Below are 17,372 nucleotides of genomic sequence, written 5' to 3'. Positions count from 1 at the left end.
ACACGTCATTACAGTCTCATTTTCCGTTCGTGTTGGTTTCACTCTATCACAGTTGCTGCTGGCTGCTGTTTTGTTGAGCTGCGGGTCAGGCGGCGCAGCGTCACAATTAAAACCTTGCTCTGGCACTTACGCCAGAATCGTGTACTTTGGGTTTTTTACCGGCGAGCAAACCTAGTGTCCCGTATGATATTGCAACTGAGCTTGATTATATATTTATGACCATTCCTGTTGAAAACGTAACCGACCCTGAGATTTCCTGTTCGAATTGCCAGGCGTGTTGCTGCCGTTTAGAAGTCATGATTATTAGTGACACAGGTGTTCCTGAGCAGCATATTGCTTACGATAAATGGGGTGGCGAAACAATGTTGCGTTTAGAAGATGGTTGGTGCTCTGCTTTAGATCGACAAACGTTCATGTGTACCATTTATGAGAATCGTCCCTGGATTTGCCGGGAATTTGAAATGGGCTCCTATGAGTGTCGTGAGGAAAGAGCAAAGATCCTGTGAGTTCAGGCCGGACTGATTCGCACAATTAACTGACAGCCTGAGGTTACTCTTCTTCCTCATCGCTGAAAGCAGAGCGGTGGAATTCCGTCGCTTCTTCCGCTTCTCTGACGCCCATTTCCCGAACTTCCGGTACGTCGCCGCCGGCCAGCGTCTCAAGCACCGCATGCACCCCTTCAGAGAGCGCCGTCAGGCTGTAACCGCCTTCAAGAACCAGTGCCAGTCGTCCTTCACAGTGCTTTTCGGAGATGTCCTGAACGATCCGTGTGATCATCCTGAAGCCGTCATAGGTCAGGTTCAGTGCCATATCGTTACGGTGTGGGTCGAATCCCGCCGAGACCAGCACAAGATCTGGTTTAAAGTAATCGGCAGCCGGCATCAGAATGTTGCGGAAGACTTTCTCAAAGGCGATGTCGCCAGCGGTTTCCGGTAGCGGAACATTGATGGTATACCCTTCGCCGAGGCCATCACCTATCTCCTCGATGTGGCCCGAACCCGGATAAAATGGCGCCGCGCAGTGGGTGTCAAAGAACAGCACATCCGGCTCGGCCCAGAAAATATCCTGGGTGCCGTTGCCGTGGTGGGCGTCCCAGTCAATGAGCAGGATACGTTCACAGCCCAGTTTGGCCTGGGCATGGGCGGCTGCTACGGCAACGTTGTTTAGAAGACAGAAACCCCGCGCCCGCACCGGCTCGGCGTGATGCCCGGGAGGGCGTACCAGGGCGAACGCGCTTTGGCATTCACCGTTCACGACACTTTCTACTGCGGCAATCGCATTGCCAGCCGCTGCGGTGGCCGCGTTAATGCTTTCCGGTGAAACGGCTGTTGTATCCTTGTCGAGCCAGGCACGCTTGCCCGCCAGTGAAAAGATGTGGTCCAGGTAGGCTGCCGTGTGTACTCGCGCCAGCTGGTTGTAGGTTGCAGGGGCGGCTCCGGTCCTGAACTGAACACCCTTTATCGGATGTTCATCCAGGTACTCCTTGATTGCAGTCAGCCGACCCGGATGTTCCGGATAGCTCCATTTGAAATCCAGCCCCTTGAGGATCGACCTGACGCGCTTTTCCACTCTGCTGGGCATGAACGGCAGATCCACCTCGGGATTGTGTCCGAGCATTACCTCATCATAAAACACATGCACACTGCGATCACCGATCATGAGAGTTTCCCTTGCTTCGTCATTACCGCTTCGCCAGGGATTGCTTCACCGTTGAGGTAAAAGCCGCGGCACGAATGCCTGTCGGTCTGAAACCCAATTTGGTCCACGCTGCCCTGGCCTCTTCGTTAGAGGCGGAATATTCGAGAATCAGCTCTGAAACGTTGTGGCTCTCCGCAAAAGCCACCAAATCCCGGAGCAGAGCTTTAAAGATACCGCGTTTCCGGAATTCGGGCTCAACCCAGACATCGTCAATCATGCCCGACCTGAACTCTACCGGCTCAGTTCGCGCCCAGATGCCCTGGCTACGCCAAACATAAACGTAGCCCATCCCCACCAGTCCCGCATCGGTACTTTCTGCCACCACCAGGTGTTTATCCTGGTCCTTCAAAGAGGAGCCCAAAGCCTTGAGAAGCCGTTTGCGTTCGCTCTCCCTGAGATCGAGCGGTTCTTCCCCCGAGACATGCAGGGCCAGTTTGACGAGGAACCCGACCATTACCGGCAGGTCTTCTTCGCGGGCCTCCCTTATGACAAACCCGTTTTCAGCTTTTTTTCTGCCCATAACCAACTCCTGTAAACCCATCGTGCAGAGCAAACCGAAGAGCGATCGGGCCGGGCTTCGACTTTTCCAGACAGGTACCAATTGGAGACGCTATCTGAAGCTTAGCCGCTCTCCATACGCGGGACAAAAATCCGTTCCCGGAATCTGCACTTGGCATGGACTTCGCGGCAGGGTAACGTCGATATCACCCATGGCAGACGAAGCAGATAAACCGTGCACTGTCTTTTGCTCCACGACTTCGATTTCGCTTTTCGCAATGAGTTATACGAGCCCAACAACACGGGCAGCCGGAACGCTCACGGGGTAAAACTGTGAAAAAACTCTACCTGATTCTTGGTGTGGCGTTGCTGATCGCGCTCATTTCGACGGTCAGTTCCAACCCGATGCCTATTGAGGAGAGGCTGATCCGGATTCAGGCGGAAGATACGCTCCGCGAGTTCCCCGCCATCGAAAAGGAACCCCTTGAGGTTCAGGCCGCTTTGCTGGATATGGCGGACGACGAGTTGCTCCTGCTGAAAGCCCGTGCCGCGTATCTCCGGTATCCCGAAATGACTCGCAAGATCATGCCACTCTACGGGCCAGAGGAAGAATTTCGTGACATCCTTCGGCTCTATGGCGAGAACATCCTCCCGCCTATTTACTACTTCCTTGGCCGGCCCATTGGCACGATCGAGCTGATGAACACGGCGGCTAATAAGTACCAGAGTGTTATGGACTTCTTTACCGGTAACGGAACGTCTTCTGAAAAGAAAGCCACCGCTGGAGCAGACACCCTGCTTCCGGTGGAGCGTGGCTGGTACGCGGTGCGCTTCATTCAGGAAGAAGGCCACGATTTCCTGGGACAATTTGTTGTCAATGGCCAGGACGACGTCACCTGGGTACGGACCGAACGGGTACTGGAGAACATCAACCAGTTCTTCGCCAGCGGAATCCGGAACCTGGAGATCCAGCATCGCACGGGTGAAGGCGTATCCGCAGCGGACATTGGCTGGGCTTCAGTGGATGTCCTCGTGTTCGCCAGTGCATTGAAGGTATTGCGGGTAGGCCGCACTGTCGCCGTTTCCACCAAAGGCGCAGCCAGAAGTACGCGCTCTGCCGCCCTCGCTACTCGCGTTGCCAACAGCGGCCGGATGCTGATGAACAGCGCCCGATACGCCAAATGGCCGGCGATCATAGGCGTTGGTTACTTCGTGGTATCCCACCCCGGTATCATCAATGACGTTCTCGCCGAAGTTTCTGAGGTGCTCGGCTATCCGGTATGGCTGGTGCAGTTTCTGGGCTGGCTGTTGATTCTTCTGCCGGCGCTGTACATCGGAAGTTGGGTATTGCGGCTTGTCGTGAGGCCCACGATTGCCGTGCTGAGTGGCGTGGTTTCCGGATTGTCGCGGCTGAATCGGCGTAATTCCCTCAACCGGATCGACTAGTCTGGCGATCCCCGTTTATGCGTTGCGACTACTGCTACGCACGCCCGGACTCGAATACCTGGCTGCGGAGCGTATTGAAGAACTCGGTAATACCACCGGCCTCGTCGGGATCCAACTGGTAAACCGCCATGACAAAAAAGGCGCCGACAATCACGAACACCAGTCCCCGGATGACCAGGCCAAATCGGCAGATTGGGTAGGCCCAATTTTTGATTTTCATAGGCAGACTGAAGTGGCGATTAAACTGCGTTTTCATCGCCTTGATTCCATGCGCAACACTGGCACTCGTGAGTGCCACCCCGACTGCGCCGACCAGCAGATAGACAATACCCCGGGCCCCATAACCTGCCCGGGCAATTAGGGTAATGGCAAAATGGTGATCCGGGGTGTTGCTGCTTATCGCCATAGCTTTCCTATTTACCATGGCAGTGGCCCAGGACGAAGGCCTCCGGGAGATGGATGCGGCCAGGGGCGATCATTTTGATTGTGCATTCTGGACAATCAACCAACAAGAGCCCACATTGAAGAATGCGCCGGATCATCGATGAAGCCGGCGCTGCCCTTCAGGATGGGTAGCCCAATGAAGTTTGCAGGATTCGATGTCGCAAGGGCCTATTGCTGACGGCATTCATTGGAACGCTAAACCTCAGGAAGGAGGACATTCAAATGAAAGTCAAAGAAATCATGGTTACCGAAGTGGCCAGCTGTTCCCCGCAACACTCCTTGCAGGAGATCGCCATGCTCATGTGGAACAATGACTGCGGCGCCATTCCGCTGGTAGATGAGCAGGAGCATCCAGTTGGCATTATCACCGACCGGGACATCTCCATGGGCGCCGCGATTCAGCACAAACCCTTATGGGAAATTCGCGGAGAGGATATTACCAGCCATCGGGAACTCTATTGCTGCGGGCCGGACGATAGTATTCAGAAAGCGCTCCAGTTGATGGAAGCTCACGAGGTGCGGCGCCTTCCCGTTGTAAATCAGTATAACCAGCTCTGCGGCATGGTGAGCCTGGGAGACATTGTCTCCTTCACTGGTGCCGAAAGTTCCAAGAAAGCCGGGGATAAGAAGATTTCATCGAAGGAGACAATGGAGTTTCTCCGGCACATTAGCGCGCATCACCCCGCCCACAAGGCTCCGGCATCTCTTTAAGAGTCAATTGGCCGGCTGTAATCGACGATGCCAGGGAATTCGTTTTCCAACTCAGAGAGGCTGGTGAACGGACTCCGGGAGCCTTTGCTCCCGGGGCCCCATCGCAAATCTCAAAGTCGAGCTTCGAGAACGATGTTGAACGGAGTTTCGGAAGCCCTTCGCACAGAGCTGAAACCTCCATCTTTGATGACTTCCGTCAGTTTGCGCTCTCCAGCCTGGGCACCGAGAGCGAAGCCGGTCTGTTGCGCCAGAGCCGTGGGTACGCAAATACTCGTTGAGGCCGCGTAGAACAACCGACCGACCGGGTTAAAGTTATCGCTCAGTTCATCGGCGGCCATAGGCTCAACCACCATCCAGGTGCCGTCCGGCTTGAGCTGCTCAACGACGTGAGCGGCGGTCCCGACCGGATCTCCCATATCGTGCAGGGCGTCAAAACAGGTCACCAGGTCAAAATCCCCTTCCTCGAAATCACCCGCCGTCGCCTGCTCAAAGCGCACTCGGCCGGAATCCACACCCTGCTCGTCACGATGGGCGTTGGCCGCGTCAATGGAGCCCCCATGGAAGTCGTACCCGATAAATGTCGAATTCGGAAACGCAGCTGCCATCAACAGCGTGGAGTGGCCATGGCCACAGCCAAGATCGGCCACCTTGGCTCCGCGTTCCAGTTTCTCGACAACGCCATCCAGGGCCGGTAGCCAGCTCTGCACAAGGTTATGCACGTAACCGGGTCGGAAGAACTTGGCAACGGCGCAGAACATGCAGTGGGCCTGGTCACCCCAGGCGACGCCCTCCCCCGTCCGAAAGCCTTCCCTCACCTTGGGCTCGTTCTCAAAGGTGCTATAGGCGTTCTCAAAGCCTCCGATCATGTAGACCGGGCTGTCCTCGTCGGCGAAAACCATCGCCTGTTCCGGGGGCAACCGGAAACGTTTGGTGGACCGGTCGTAATCCAGGTAATTCGAGGCTGCATGGTGGGCCAGCCATTCGCGCAGGTACCGCTCGGAATAGCCGGTTCTCTTGGCAAGTTCGGTGGAGGTTGCAGGCCCACCAGTTTGCAGTTCCCGATACAGGCCGAGCTGATCGCCAATCCTGACCAGTGCAGCACTGTAAGCGCCACCGAGGTCACCAAGAACCTGTCCCACAAAGGCATTGAGCTTGTTTTCATCGAATGTTTGAATCGCTTCCATAATCTTTCTCCCAGATTCAGTAGAGGTATGAAGATGCCGCAGCGGCGTACGTACACCCTTCCTTTACAGAAACCGGGCGCGCAGCGGACAGCTCTATAGTGGGGGGATCAGCCTGCTGGCTGAATGATCATTCGTCCGGTGTTAATGACTGAATTACCGAACCTGTTGAACCGACCTCTCACGACGCCACATCGCTGGTGGCTGGCCGACCAGTTCGGCAAACCGGTCCTGCAGCGCCGATCGCGAAAGGCCGGCATGGCCAGAGAGCTTTTCCAGCGTCCAGGCTTCCGCCGGGTGGCTGTGCATCAGGGTGAGGACCCGGCCAACATGCCGATCACGCAACGCGGAAAGCCAGCCGGTCTGGTTTTTGGGCATGGAGCTTAGATAAAGCCGGACCAGATCAACGAACATCATTTCGCTCATCCGTTCGAGGACGGCCTCACCACCGGGTCGACTGTTCCGGGACTCGGCTTCTGCGATCCTGCCGAGCTGACCGGCCCAACTGTCTACTGATAATTCACTGGCACGGGCATGGATGACCCGTGGCAGCGCGGAAAGCAACGGGTTGAACGGGCCGCGATCGCAACCCAGAAAACCACAGAGCAAGGTGGCGGTCGGCGGATTGGATGAGGGTTCGGGGCGAGGTATTGCAGGTTGAATGTGCCGGTCGTCTTGCTGGCGAACCATGAATGGCAAGCCTTCACGCTTCCTCAGGTTCGCCATCAGAAATGGAAGATCTGGCTCTGCACGCAACCCGGGGACACTGGACATCACGTGGGGATCACCGTGGGGAAAGAGGATGACGTCCCCCGCATTCATTTGAAACTGTGGCTCCCCTGTTATGCCGGCCCAACAGGTTCCGCCAAGTACAACGTGGTATTCCATCATGTGCTCGGACGCCGGCATTACGGCACTGGAAATCAGTACGGAGGCAGGCGCCTCGGTAACCCAGGCTCCGACACATTCAACATTGAAAAACAGGGCTCCGCGCAGGCGAATACGGCGAAGTAGTCCGGAAAGCACATCCTCAGTCATGATTGTTGCTCCGGTCATTGTTCAGTTGCGCTGATCCGCGACTGAATGCCTGATCAAAATCTATTCAACCACAACCGGAGAAAGAAAGCGCTCAGAGGTTCTTGATTCTGCCCATTTACAGATCCTGTTTTGCGGCTCCCGGGACATTGAGGATATCGAGATTCGGCTTGTAAACATCGGCACGCACGTCAAACAGCCCCAGCAGCGTATGGAATACCCAGTCCTGGCTCATGGTTCGGTCCTTGCTGGCGCGCAGGGCTTCCTCGTTCACGCCGGAAAAGTTGTCGGAGAACCACATGATCGCCGGAACATGGCGCTGGGCCTCCGGCGCAATAAACATCGGCAGGCCGTGCAGGTACACGTCAAATTCACCCAATGATTCACCGTGGTCACTCAGGTAGAACATCCCGGTTTCAAACTCAGCCGTGTTACGCCTGAGCTCATCAATCACTTTTGACAGGAAAAAGTCGGTGTACAGAGTCGCGTTGTCGTAGGCATTGTTGATGGCTTCCTTGCTGCAGTCCTCGAGCTGGTTGGTCTGGCAGACCGGCGTGTACTTTTCGAACGCCTTGGGATAACGCTTGTAATAGGCTGGCCCGTGATTGCCCATCTGGTGCAGCACGATCAGAATGTCTCCTTTCGGATGGGCGTCAATGTACTGCTGCAGGTCCGCCAGCATTCCGGTGTCCCGACACTCTCCATCATTGCAGTCCGGATTGTTCTCTGGTGTCTTGAAATCACGGTAGGTTACCCGGTCGGCCACACCCTTGGAGTCGGAATTATTGTCCAGCCACAGCACGTTAACGCCGGTGCGAGCGAGAATATCCAGTGCGTTTTCGGTGGATCCGGCTTTTTTCTGATCGAAGTCCGACTGGCCATACACGGAAAACATGCAGGGCACGGACGAAGCCGTCGAGGTTCCGCAGGACCAGAAGTCAGAGAAACTGATGACATTGTCCTTCGCAAGTTCGGGGTTGGTCTCACGCTCATAGCCATTCAGTGAAAACCGGTCCGCTCTTGTGGTCTCGCCAACCACCATAATAATCAGCTCACGCGGGCGCTTCACCGGCGCGGCCTGAGCATCGGCGGCGATCATTGTGAACGGCAGGCTGCTGCTTTCAATGGCGTTACTGGCAAACTTGAAAGTCGAGACAAGGTAAAAGGACGGATTGGCGTAATACCTCAGTATTTTATGCTCGCGGATAAAAGAGGCATAGAAATTACTGAAGACCACGACGATCAGCACGCCAACACCCAGAGAGATTGACGCCAGTTTGACGGTTGACAGAATATCCCGCCGAACCGTTCCCGTTGTGAGTTGGACGCGGTACACAAACAACGACGGCAGAATGCCCAGCAGGATCACGTACATCGCCAGCCTGCCTGACATCAGATCCGACGCTTCAGACACATTGGTCTGCGCCACGTTACGCAGCATGTCGGTATCGATCACAGTGTTATAGCTGTCCATGAAATAGGCGGCAAAGGAGGACAGCATCAGGATCGTGATCAATACAGGCTTGGTGGTATGGCGATAGCACACCAGAGAAAGAATCACGATCAGGGCAGCGCCAAAAACCACGGCCAGGGAAATCACAAACGCGGCATTATCCAGAGTCAGCGGATAGGCCTCGGTTATGTTCGAAAAGAACGCACGGTTACCGAACGCCATCAGGAATATGGATACCAGAACAATCAGTGTCGATTTATTCATGACGGTCAGATTCTGCCAGAAACGTTTCATACCACCTCAGGTAAAACAGGTTGCCCGCGACCATCGGGGCCGGACTGTGGAAAGGCCACAGTCCCTATACCAGATGCCAACAGTTTGGCAGGCCAACCTTAATCGAAACTTAACCGCTGCCTGAAAGGCATAGCCATAATCTGATGTATCCGCATTCAGACATAAAAAAACCGCGATCAGAGTCGCGGTTTTTTATCCAGCCTCTGACTTCGATCAGCGACCGGTTCCTGCAGTATCTGGAAGCTTACTGACCAGGCTTGTTTACTTCATTGGAGATCAGCGTCACGGCTGTTTGTGCCAGTGCCCGGCCGTTAATCACGGCGCCTGACTTCACCACAATGGCTGTCTGGCCGAGAATAATGCCGTTGAAGGTGGTACCGGCCTGCAGGGTGACTTCGCCCGCAACCTGCCAGAACACGTTCTCAGGCAATGCGCCCCCGGTCAGTACAACCGCCTTGCCATCTTCCAGCTTCAGGTTTTGGCCAATCTGGAAAATCCAAACGTCGGTTGGAGAGCCGTTCAGCGTGACATCTGAGGTAACCAGCACACCGGTACCCCACTTGTAGAGACCCGGATCCAGCGTCAGGCCGCCAATTTCGCCGGCACCAAGCTCGGTAAAGTCCGGATCAACGCGGCCAGCCGCATTGGTGTAGGCCGTTTCCATGTTGCTGACTGCGGTGGTTAACTTTGTGGGTGTCGGCGAGGTCATGTTCGCCGCAAACAGATTGCCTGTCACCAGGGACGAAGTCGCGAAGGTACCATCAGGAGCCAGTGTTTCACTGAAGCCGGTTATCGCAGTGCGAGCTTTGGGGCTGACAGCAATGTCGCCTGTGATTCTGGTGGTACCGGTGGTGGAAATACCGGTTTTAGCCAGGATCACGTAATTTGCAGCGGTACCCAAGTCCACTTTGGCTGGGCTCGCCGACACAGCAGACCCAGTCGTGAACCCGATAGTCACAAGTGCCAGGCTCTCGCCGGCAAGATCGGTAAGGGCCGAAGTAAGGGTCAGCGTATAGGCTGTCGATACGTCCAGTTTGGTCTCAGGACTAAACACCACAGTAGTTGGGTTTACGTAGCGCAAACTGCCCGGTACACCCAATGCGATGTTCGAATTTTTGCTCAGCTTGAACGAGTTGTTCGACAATGTAGCCGGATCAATCGCTTCACTGAAAGTGACAGTCACTTTAGTGTTGAGTGCCACATCTACTGCTGGAACTCCTGCTGAATCTCCCGGATTGCTGGAAGTGACGGTGGGCACCTCTGTATCCTCCGACGTCGCTGTAGTGAACAACCACGCCGCATTTTTCAGCAAGTTGGCGCCGGATTCATCCTCAGCTGTGGTATTGATAGTCGCGGTATAAACGGTGTTCGCCGTCAGGCTACTATTAGGTACCAATTTGGCGGTCTGGGTGTCAGCGTTATAGCTGACAGCACCAACAATTGCAGTTTCACCTTCGCCCTGCAGGGTGAAGCTGTTCTGGTTGAGGCTTTCCGGCTTCATCGCCTTGTTAAAAACCGCAACAACCTTAACGTTGGTGCCAACGGCAGTGGCGTCATCGGCCGGCCCGCTGGAAGTTACCGCCAGTGAGGCGATCGGATCCGGGGTATCATCGCTGAGGCTGCTACTGCTGCTGTTGCTATCGTTACACGCAACCAGAGATACAGACATGAGGGCAATGGAAAAGGCCAAGATCGACCGGGAGTATTTATTAAAAATACCCATAATAAAACCTGCTATTTGAAACCAGCCATACACGGTGTGTGTAGCGACCGGTTGATGGGAGTGAGCAACACGTACTCATTCTCGGAAGCCTTGTGCGCGTTCGAGTTATTGTTCGAGGGCACAGAGGTTTATCTGAATGCGCTTGGTTTGCGCCTGTGGAAAGACCGTGTATTCACGGCTGAGAATTGTTATACACGCTATTCAGCGGAATCACAGTGTTATATTTGATACCGAAAATCGCAGCTGGCCGGACTGGTTAGTTAAGCACCAGAAACCAGAGCCGTAGGTATTTGTCCCTCCGTGTTGTTGCATCAAAAGTCTGTCACATTGCTCCGCAGCCCGGTGGAAATAGCTGAAACCCGTCGGTTTGATGAGCGCCTGTCACTCTGGCGCCCCGACCAAACACCATTCAAAATCCCTTACTGTCGGATCTGCATCGGAGAGCCTTTTTGACCATCGCCATCTGGTTTGTATTGATTGGAAGCCTGTTGATCATGATCGGCTTGCGATCATCCCTTCTGCAGCGCTTCCATCTGACACCAACCCTGCTCTACCTGGCGGTGGGCGTTGCCCTCGGACCGACGGTGTTTGGTGCCTTTCATTTCAACCCGCTGGAACAGGCGCATTTGCTCGAAGTGCTGGCCGAAGTTGCGGTGTTGGTGTCGTTGTTTATTGCCGGCATGAAAATGCCGGTCCCCTTCCGTTGGCAGAAATGGCGGGTTCCCATCCGACTTGCTTTTATCTCCATGACGATCAGTGTTGCCCTGACAGCAGTTTTTGCTTATTACGTGCTGGCATTGCCTCTTGGCGCAGCCATTCTGCTGGGCGCCATTCTGGCACCTACCGATCCGGTGCTGGCAACGGAGGTTCAGGTTCGACACGTCGGCGATACAGATCCTTTACGATTCACCCTGACCAGTGAAGCCGGCATGAATGATGGCAGTGCCTTTCCGTTTGTCATGCTGGGGATGGCCCTGATTAGCGCCCCTGCGAGTTTTGAGCTGCTGGGCACCTGGGTTCTGAAGGACGTTGTGTGGGCAACGCTATCTGCCCTGGTTGTCGGGCTGGTGATGGGGCATGTACTGGCGCGGATTGTTCAAAAGCAGCGCCTCATGGACAGTGACCGTCCAATGCTGGACGACTTCCTCGGGCTGGGCTTGATAGGCGTGGTTTACGGCATCTGCCTGGTGCTCGATGCCTGGGGCTTTCTGGCGGTTTTTGTGGCGGCCATTTCCCTCCGGCAATCGGAACTCAGACTGGCGGGTGAAAACGCCCATGGCGATAACGCTGACCCGTTATCGGTCTTTCCGGACCCCTCAGGAAGGCCGCAGCCAGAGCTGAGCCCCCAGATCTCCCAGGGTTCCCTTCTGTTCAAGGAACCCCTGGAGCGGCTTTCAGAGCTGGTGCTTGTTCTGTTGCTGGGTGGAATGCTGTTTATCGACTCCTGGAGCTTCAGAGCCGTCGGCATGGCACTGTTCCTGTTTGTCATCGTTCGCCCTGTCAGCGTTTTTCTCGGCCTGCTTGGTTCCGGAGCACCGCTAAGGCTGCAGATGCTCGTCGGCTGGTTCGGCGTGCGCGGCATCGGCTCGATCTATTATCTGATGTTCGCAATCGTCGTTGGCCTGCCGGAAGAGCTCTCCGTCGAGTTCATCCACATTACGCTGGTTGTTATTGTGCTCTCGATCATCATCCATGGCATGACTGTCAAGCCGATGATTCTGAAGTGGTGGCGATAAGAGATACCGGGCGAGTATGGATTACGGCGGCATGGTTTAAGGTAGTGACACTTAGCCCAGAAGAACTACAGTGAGGAAAGTAACAGCAGCAGCGTGAGGGCCTGTGTGTTTCCATCCCTGACTATCAGCATTATTGCTTTTAGCATCGCTACCGTCGTGATTGTTACTGCCGGCAGCCGGCTGGCCCGCGTGGCAGATGAACTGGCTGATCGAACAGGGCTGGGTGAGGCGCTGTTCGGGCTGCACCTGGTTCGCACTACTGACAACAAACCCATGTGGTTTCCCCGCCGCACCCGCCAAACGGTTCCAGACAAGCCAGGGCACTATCTTCACGGTAACCTGCCCAAAGCCTGGCTCAGCTTCATCGGCCTGGCTGCAGTGACCGGCATCGCGGGCTGGATACTGATGGAGGGCGCCAAGGTCATCAGTGATGAGACCGGGCTCTCTGACACCCTGATCGGCGGCCTGTTTACTGCACTTGCCACATCCTCTCCCGAACTGGTCACAACCATTGCAGCCATTCGCAGGAGCGCACTCACTCTCGCTGTGAGCAACATATTCGGCACCAACTGCTTTAATATGCTGGTGATAGCCTCAGCGGATGTTGGTTATCCGGGTGGTTCCATCTATCACGACATTGCACCAATACAGATGACCTGGGGGCTGATCAGCATTTTGATGACAGCCACACTGCTGATGGGAATGGTGCGACGGCAACTCTATGGCATTGGCCGGATCGGGTTTGAGAGTGCATTGATACTGACGGTTTATGCGGTGGCATTAGTCATAGTGATGATGAGCGGATAATACGGAGACCTCCCATGAAAACGATTGGCCTTCTCGGCGGTATGAGCTGGGAATCCACCCAAACCTATTACCGCTTGATCAACGAGGGCGTAAAAGCCCGGTTGGGCGGCCTGCATTCCGCGACACTAGTGCTCTACAGTGTCGATTTTGCGGAGATCGAGGCGCTTCAGCACGCGGGTGATTGGGCTGCAACAGCCCGGATTCTCTCCGATGCTGCTTTGTCAGTGCAGAATGCGGGCGCGGATTTTCTGGTAATTGGCACGAACACCATGCACAAGGTGGCACCCGAAATCGAACAGGCTATCGACATACCGTTGCTTCATATTGCCGATGCCACAGCGAAGGTGCTGAACCGGGATGGTATTCATCGTGTAGGCCTACTGGGAACGCGCTTTACCATGGAGCAGGCGTTTTACCGCGATCGGCTGAAAGAAGCCGGCATTGAGGTCATCACACCAGAAGAGGCACAGCGCGACGAGATTCATCGGGTAATCTACGAGGAACTCTGCCGTGGCGAAATCGATCCGGTGTCCCGCGAAGCGTATCTCGATACTGTCACTTCGCTTTCCCAACGCGGTGCGCAGGCGGTTATTCTGGGGTGTACCGAAATCGGCTTGCTGATCCGGCAGGCGGATACCTCCGTGCCGCTTTACGATACAACGGAGATTCATGCGGCTCAGGCGGTTGAGCAGGCGCTACGAGAGAGCGACCTTCACCCCAATACCCATCATTAACAGGGCAAAGACGCTGTTCTGGGCTTTCTGATACCTGGCACTTTCAGAGGTAAGGGCCCACAAGCCACGGCCCAGCAGAGCGTAGGCAAGATCAAAGGCAAACCCGGTCAATACCAGAATCAGCGCCAGAACTGCAAACTGGCCTGCAACCCCGGAAAGCTCGGGGTGGATAAATTGGGGGAGCAACACAGAGCAGAAAATCAGTGATTTCGGGTTGAGCAGGTTGGTGGCAAGCCCCCGGCGGAAGGCCGCCAGGTAACCCGGTTTTGTCACGCCAGCTGTAGCGAGGTCACTTTGCGCAGGCAAGCTGCTGGTCTTTCTGAGAAACTGCCAGCCCAGGTAAAAGAGATAGGCCGCACCAAGCAAGCGAACCGTGTGATAAGTCCAGGGTTGTGAGGCAAAAAGAGCAGCAAGCCCCACAGCAGCGAGCAACACATGGATAGATCTGGCGCCGGCAAGGCCCACGGCGGTGGCAATGGCGTGCCTTGGACCTTCACTGACCGTGGTACCGAGCACCAGAATCATGTCCGGTCCCGGTGCAAGATAGATCGCCAAAAGGGCCATGAAAAACAGTAAAAGATCACCCATATCTACCCCTTTCTTCCTGAAATCAACGCATAGAGTATACCCACCCCCCTTTAGTGAAGGGTTGCTTTATCAACCACAACATGATTTAAAATTGGTGTTTTTAGTCAATTTTCACCAAAAGATACGCCAATCATGCCAACTTATAAGTTTGATCGATTCGACCGGAGAATTCTGGAGGCGCTTCAGACCAACGGCCGCCTGCCAAATATTGACCTGGCGGGCGACATCGGTTTATCGCCATCCCCCTGTTCACGCCGTGTTCGCCTGCTTGAAGAATCCGGTGTTATAAAAGGCTACAGTGCGGTTCTGGACCAGGAGCACGTGGGTTTGGGGCTTACCGTATTTGTGGGCATCAAAGTGGAACGCCACCGGGAGAAAGAAGCGGAAGCATTTCGCGAAGCAGTCAGTGTTTTGCCGGAAGTTGTCATGGCCCACCTTGTTTCCGGAGAATCTGATTTCCTGTTGCAGGTTGTGGTTCCGGATCTACGCGCTTACGAAGATTTTCTGACCGGTACACTGCTCAAATTACCGGGCGTTCGGGATATTCGCAGCAATTTTGCGATTCAAACGGTTAAACCCCAGTCGCCGCTGCCACTGGCACACCTGCCAGGCTGAAAAAGTGATGAAAACGTGAACTGTGGCGCGGGTTCGCCTCCGAACATGAGCACCCGTACAATCCCTCAAGACGAACGCCTGCAAAAACTGGATAATGCCCGCCATTAAATTCAATGGCGCGCCAAATTCTCCAATCCGGGTACCTTTGTAATGGAAATCAACGTCAACTTTCTCGACAACCTCAGGCTTGAAGCCAAGTTTGATGATTTCACTGTCGTGACCGACCAGCCTATCCGCTACAAGGGCGATGGCTCCGCTCCCAGCCCTTTCGACTACTTCCTGGCGTCCTCGGCGCTGTGTGCGGCCTATTTTGTTCGGGTTTACTGTCTGGCACGGGACATTCCCACTGAGAACATCCGCCTGTCCCAGAACAACATCGTGGACCCGGAAAACCGTTACAACCAGATTTTCAAGATTTCTGTGGAGTTGCCGGAAGACATCTCCGACAAGGATCGGCAGGGCATTCTGCGTTCCATTGACCGGTGCACTGTAAAGAAAGTGGTGCAGACCGGCCCAACCTTCGAGATAGAGACCGTCGAGAACCTGGATGCCGATGCCCAGGCCCTGCTGATGACGCAACCGGAAGGCGGCACCCAGACCTTTATTGAGGGCAAGGACCTGCCCCTGGAGCAGACTATCGCCAACATGACCGCGATTCTCCAGGATCTGGGTATGAAGATCGAGATTGCCTCCTGGCGCAACATCGTGCCCCATGTGTGGTCCCTGCACATCCGTGATGCGGCCTCGCCCATGTGCTTTACCAACGGCAAGGGCGCCACCAAGGAAAGTGCCCTGTGTTCGGCCCTGGGCGAGTTCATTGAGCGGCTGAACTGCAACTTTTTCTACAATGATCAGTTCTTCGGGGAAGAGATCGCCAACAGCGAATTCGTGCACTATCCGAATGAAAAGTGGTTCAAGCCTGGTCCCGATGACGAACTGCCTGAGGGCATCCTGGATGACCACTGTCTGGCCATCTACAACCCGGACGGCGAGCTGTCCGGCTCCAACCTGATCGATACCAACTCCGGCAAAACCGAGCGCGGGATAGTCTCCCTGCCCTTTGTACGCAAGTCAGACGGCGAGGTGGTGTATTTCCCCTCCAACCTGATCGAGAACCTGTTCCTCAGCAATGGAATGAGTGCCGGTAACACCCTGCAAGAGGCAGAGGTTCAGTGCCTCTCGGAGATTTTCGAGAGGGCGGTGAAGAAACGGATTATTGAAGAAGAAATTGCCTTGCCGGACGTGCCCCGGGAAGTACTTGAGAAATACCCGAACATTCTAGAGGGTATCGAAGCCCTCGAAGCCCAGGGCTTCCCGACGCTGGTGAAGGATGCCTCCCTCGGCGGCCAGTTCCCGGTAATGTGCGTCACCCTGATGAACCCGAGAACCGGTGGCGTGTTCGCTTCCTTCGGTGCCCACCCAAGCTTTGAAGTAGCGCTGGAGCGGAGCCTGACCGAATTGCTGCAGGGCCGCAGCTTTGAAGGCCTGAACGACGTGCCACCGCCGACATTCAACAGCCTGGCGGTCACCGAGCCTAACAACTTCGTGGAACACTTTATTGATTCCACCGGCGTGGTGTCCTGGCGTTTCTTCAGCGCGAAATCCGATTACGATTTCTGCGAGTGGGATTTCTCCGGCACCAACGCGGAGGAAGCCGCGTGCCTTTTCGGTATCCTTCGGGATATGGGCAAGGAAGTGTACGTGGCCGTTTATGAGGAGCTGGGCGCGCCGGTCTGCCGGATTCTGGTACCGGGCTATTCCGAGGTGTATCCGGTTGAGGACCTGATCATGGATAACACCAACATGGCCCTGGACTACCGGGAAGACATCCTCAACCTGCACCGCCTGAACGACGAACAGCTGGCCGATCTGGTGGAGCGCCTGGAAGCCAGCCAGCTCGACAATTACATGACGATCATCACCCTGATCGGGGTGGAATTCGACGAAAACACCGTGTGGGGTCAGCTCACCATCCTCGAGCTGAAGATCCTGATCTGCCTTGCACTGCAGTGGCACGAGGAAGCCCTGGAGTTCGTCGACATGTTCCTCCAGTTCAACGACAACACCGTTGAGCGAGGCCTGTTCTACCGCGCGATGTATGCCGTACTGGAAGTGACCCAGGATGACGACCTTGAACTGGACGACTACATCACTAATTTCCGGCGCATGTTCGGAGACCAAACCATGGAGGCGGTAACAGGCTCCGTGGACGGCTCCGTGCGCTTCCATGGCCTCGAGCCCACCAACATGCAGCTGGCAGGCCTGGAGAAGCACCAGCGACTGATTGAGAGCTACCGGAAACTGCACGCTGCCCGGGCTGCGAAAGCCGGCCTCGCGTGAAGGGCCCTGGCAGAGCCGGCGCCTCTCAACCACACTGGATTCCTGTAAGTAGCCCATTTTTGCCAAGGG

16 protein-coding genes are annotated in these 17,372 nt (G+C 55.3%); 8 read left to right on the top strand and 8 right to left on the bottom strand.

The genetic code is table 11. From position 1 onward, the window contains the following. Positions 1-215: 215 nt before the first annotated feature. On the top strand, positions 216-506 hold the full coding sequence (locus tag CLH62_RS17970) for a YkgJ family cysteine cluster protein (protein ID WP_099619722.1): 291 nt from the start codon (positions 216-218) through the stop codon (positions 504-506). A gap of 43 nt (positions 507-549) precedes the next feature. Here CLH62_RS17970 and CLH62_RS17965 read toward each other — a convergent pair whose 3' ends face one another. Together CLH62_RS17965 and CLH62_RS17960 are read right to left on the bottom strand one after the other, a co-directional pair. Next, positions 550-1,659: a histone deacetylase family protein gene (locus CLH62_RS17965; protein ID WP_099619583.1), complete on the bottom strand. Its 1,110-nt coding sequence runs from the start codon at positions 1,657-1,659 to the stop codon at positions 550-552. Between the two features lie 22 nt (positions 1,660-1,681). Continuing rightward, on the bottom strand, positions 1,682-2,218 hold the full coding sequence (locus CLH62_RS17960) for a GNAT family N-acetyltransferase (protein WP_228152900.1): 537 nt from the start codon (positions 2,216-2,218) through the stop codon (positions 1,682-1,684). A 311-nt stretch (positions 2,219-2,529) separates the two neighbouring features. Here CLH62_RS17960 and CLH62_RS17955 point away from each other — a divergent pair, with 311 nt between their 5' ends. Further along, on the top strand, positions 2,530-3,642 hold the full coding sequence (locus CLH62_RS17955) for a hypothetical protein (RefSeq protein ID WP_099619581.1): 1,113 nt from the start codon (positions 2,530-2,532) through the stop codon (positions 3,640-3,642). A 34-nt stretch (positions 3,643-3,676) separates the two neighbouring features. Here CLH62_RS17955 and CLH62_RS17950 read toward each other — a convergent pair whose 3' ends face one another. After that, positions 3,677-4,048, bottom strand: coding sequence for a DUF1206 domain-containing protein (locus tag CLH62_RS17950; RefSeq protein WP_099619580.1), 372 nt, complete (start codon positions 4,046-4,048; stop codon positions 3,677-3,679). A 260-nt stretch (positions 4,049-4,308) separates the two neighbouring features. Here CLH62_RS17950 and CLH62_RS17945 point away from each other — a divergent pair, with 260 nt between their 5' ends. Next, positions 4,309-4,797, top strand: coding sequence for a CBS domain-containing protein (locus CLH62_RS17945; protein WP_099619579.1), 489 nt, complete (start codon positions 4,309-4,311; stop codon positions 4,795-4,797). Positions 4,798-4,907: 110 nt separating this feature from the next. Here the strand turns inward: CLH62_RS17945 and CLH62_RS17940 are convergent, their stop codons facing one another. The 4 genes from CLH62_RS17940 to CLH62_RS17925 all read right to left on the bottom strand — a co-directional run bounded on the left by CLH62_RS17940 (position 4,908) and on the right by CLH62_RS17925 (position 10,483). Then, positions 4,908-5,981, bottom strand: coding sequence for a class I SAM-dependent methyltransferase (locus CLH62_RS17940; protein WP_211285835.1), 1,074 nt, complete (start codon positions 5,979-5,981; stop codon positions 4,908-4,910). A 153-nt stretch (positions 5,982-6,134) separates the two neighbouring features. Beyond that, positions 6,135-7,016: a cupin domain-containing protein gene (locus CLH62_RS17935; protein ID WP_170005828.1), complete on the bottom strand. Its 882-nt coding sequence runs from the start codon at positions 7,014-7,016 to the stop codon at positions 6,135-6,137. Positions 7,017-7,131: 115 nt separating this feature from the next. Then, a complete protein-coding gene (locus CLH62_RS17930) occupies positions 7,132-8,760 on the bottom strand; it encodes a phosphoethanolamine transferase (protein WP_099619577.1) in 1,629 nt (542 codons plus the stop codon). A 244-nt stretch (positions 8,761-9,004) separates the two neighbouring features. Continuing rightward, positions 9,005-10,483: an ice-binding family protein gene (locus CLH62_RS17925; RefSeq protein WP_099619576.1), complete on the bottom strand. Its 1,479-nt coding sequence runs from the start codon at positions 10,481-10,483 to the stop codon at positions 9,005-9,007. Between the two features lie 449 nt (positions 10,484-10,932). Here CLH62_RS17925 and CLH62_RS17920 point away from each other — a divergent pair, with 449 nt between their 5' ends. From CLH62_RS17920 to CLH62_RS17910, 3 genes are all read left to right on the top strand, one after another. Beyond that, positions 10,933-12,219, top strand: coding sequence for a cation:proton antiporter (locus CLH62_RS17920; protein WP_099619575.1), 1,287 nt, complete (start codon positions 10,933-10,935; stop codon positions 12,217-12,219). 105 nt (positions 12,220-12,324) lie between these two features. Beyond that, positions 12,325-13,026, top strand: a complete 702-nt coding sequence (locus CLH62_RS17915; protein WP_099619574.1) for a sodium:calcium antiporter — start codon at positions 12,325-12,327, stop codon at positions 13,024-13,026. 14 nt (positions 13,027-13,040) lie between these two features. Then, the gene (locus CLH62_RS17910; protein WP_099619573.1) at positions 13,041-13,760 is read left to right on the top strand and encodes an aspartate/glutamate racemase family protein; all 720 of its coding nucleotides are present in this window, start codon (positions 13,041-13,043) and stop codon (positions 13,758-13,760) included. On the opposite strand, the gene CLH62_RS17905 is transcribed toward CLH62_RS17910, so the two are convergent. Beyond that, positions 13,722-14,348, bottom strand: a complete 627-nt coding sequence (locus tag CLH62_RS17905; protein WP_099619572.1) for a LysE family translocator — start codon at positions 14,346-14,348, stop codon at positions 13,722-13,724. The two genes, CLH62_RS17910 and CLH62_RS17905, sit on opposite strands and share 39 nt — an antisense overlap. 132 nt (positions 14,349-14,480) lie before the next feature. Between CLH62_RS17905 and CLH62_RS17900 the strand changes: the two genes are divergently transcribed. Continuing rightward, entirely contained in the window at positions 14,481-14,963 is a 483-nt protein-coding gene (locus CLH62_RS17900; protein WP_099619571.1) for an Lrp/AsnC family transcriptional regulator, read from the top strand. Between the two features lie 150 nt (positions 14,964-15,113). Then, positions 15,114-17,303 (top strand): OsmC domain/YcaO domain-containing protein, encoded by a 2,190-nt coding sequence (locus tag CLH62_RS17895; RefSeq protein WP_099619570.1) that lies wholly within the window; start codon positions 15,114-15,116, stop codon positions 17,301-17,303. The last annotated feature ends 69 nt before the right edge of the window (positions 17,304-17,372 follow it).

The organism is Marinobacter guineae (assembly GCF_002744735.1).
In the GTDB taxonomy this organism is placed as follows: domain Bacteria; phylum Pseudomonadota; class Gammaproteobacteria; order Pseudomonadales; family Oleiphilaceae; genus Marinobacter; species Marinobacter guineae.
This window is presented reverse-complemented; position numbering and strand designations above follow the sequence as displayed.

Bases quoted from the DNA above. Each gene is read 5' to 3' on its own strand.
- CLH62_RS17895 (WP_099619570.1), top strand. From the start codon at position 15,114: ATGGAAATCAACGTCAACTTTCTCGACAACCTCAGGCTTGAAGCCAAG.
- CLH62_RS17940 (WP_211285835.1), bottom strand. From the start codon at position 5,981: ATGGAAGCGATTCAAACATTCGATGAAAACAAGCTCAATGCCTTTGTG.
- CLH62_RS17905 (WP_099619572.1), bottom strand. From the start codon at position 14,348: ATGGGTGATCTTTTACTGTTTTTCATGGCCCTTTTGGCGATCTATCTT.
- CLH62_RS17970 (WP_099619722.1), top strand. From the start codon at position 216: ATGACCATTCCTGTTGAAAACGTAACCGACCCTGAGATTTCCTGTTCG.
- CLH62_RS17910 (WP_099619573.1), top strand. From the start codon at position 13,041: ATGAAAACGATTGGCCTTCTCGGCGGTATGAGCTGGGAATCCACCCAA.
- CLH62_RS17965 (WP_099619583.1), bottom strand. From the start codon at position 1,659: ATGATCGGTGATCGCAGTGTGCATGTGTTTTATGATGAGGTAATGCTC.
- CLH62_RS17945 (WP_099619579.1), top strand. From the start codon at position 4,309: ATGAAAGTCAAAGAAATCATGGTTACCGAAGTGGCCAGCTGTTCCCCG.
- CLH62_RS17950 (WP_099619580.1), bottom strand. From the start codon at position 4,048: ATGGCGATAAGCAGCAACACCCCGGATCACCATTTTGCCATTACCCTA.
- CLH62_RS17935 (WP_170005828.1), bottom strand. From the start codon at position 7,016: ATGACTGAGGATGTGCTTTCCGGACTACTTCGCCGTATTCGCCTGCGC.
- CLH62_RS17960 (WP_228152900.1), bottom strand. From the start codon at position 2,218: ATGGGCAGAAAAAAAGCTGAAAACGGGTTTGTCATAAGGGAGGCCCGC.
- CLH62_RS17930 (WP_099619577.1), bottom strand. From the start codon at position 8,760: ATGAAACGTTTCTGGCAGAATCTGACCGTCATGAATAAATCGACACTG.
- CLH62_RS17900 (WP_099619571.1), top strand. From the start codon at position 14,481: ATGCCAACTTATAAGTTTGATCGATTCGACCGGAGAATTCTGGAGGCG.
- CLH62_RS17925 (WP_099619576.1), bottom strand. From the start codon at position 10,483: ATGGGTATTTTTAATAAATACTCCCGGTCGATCTTGGCCTTTTCCATT.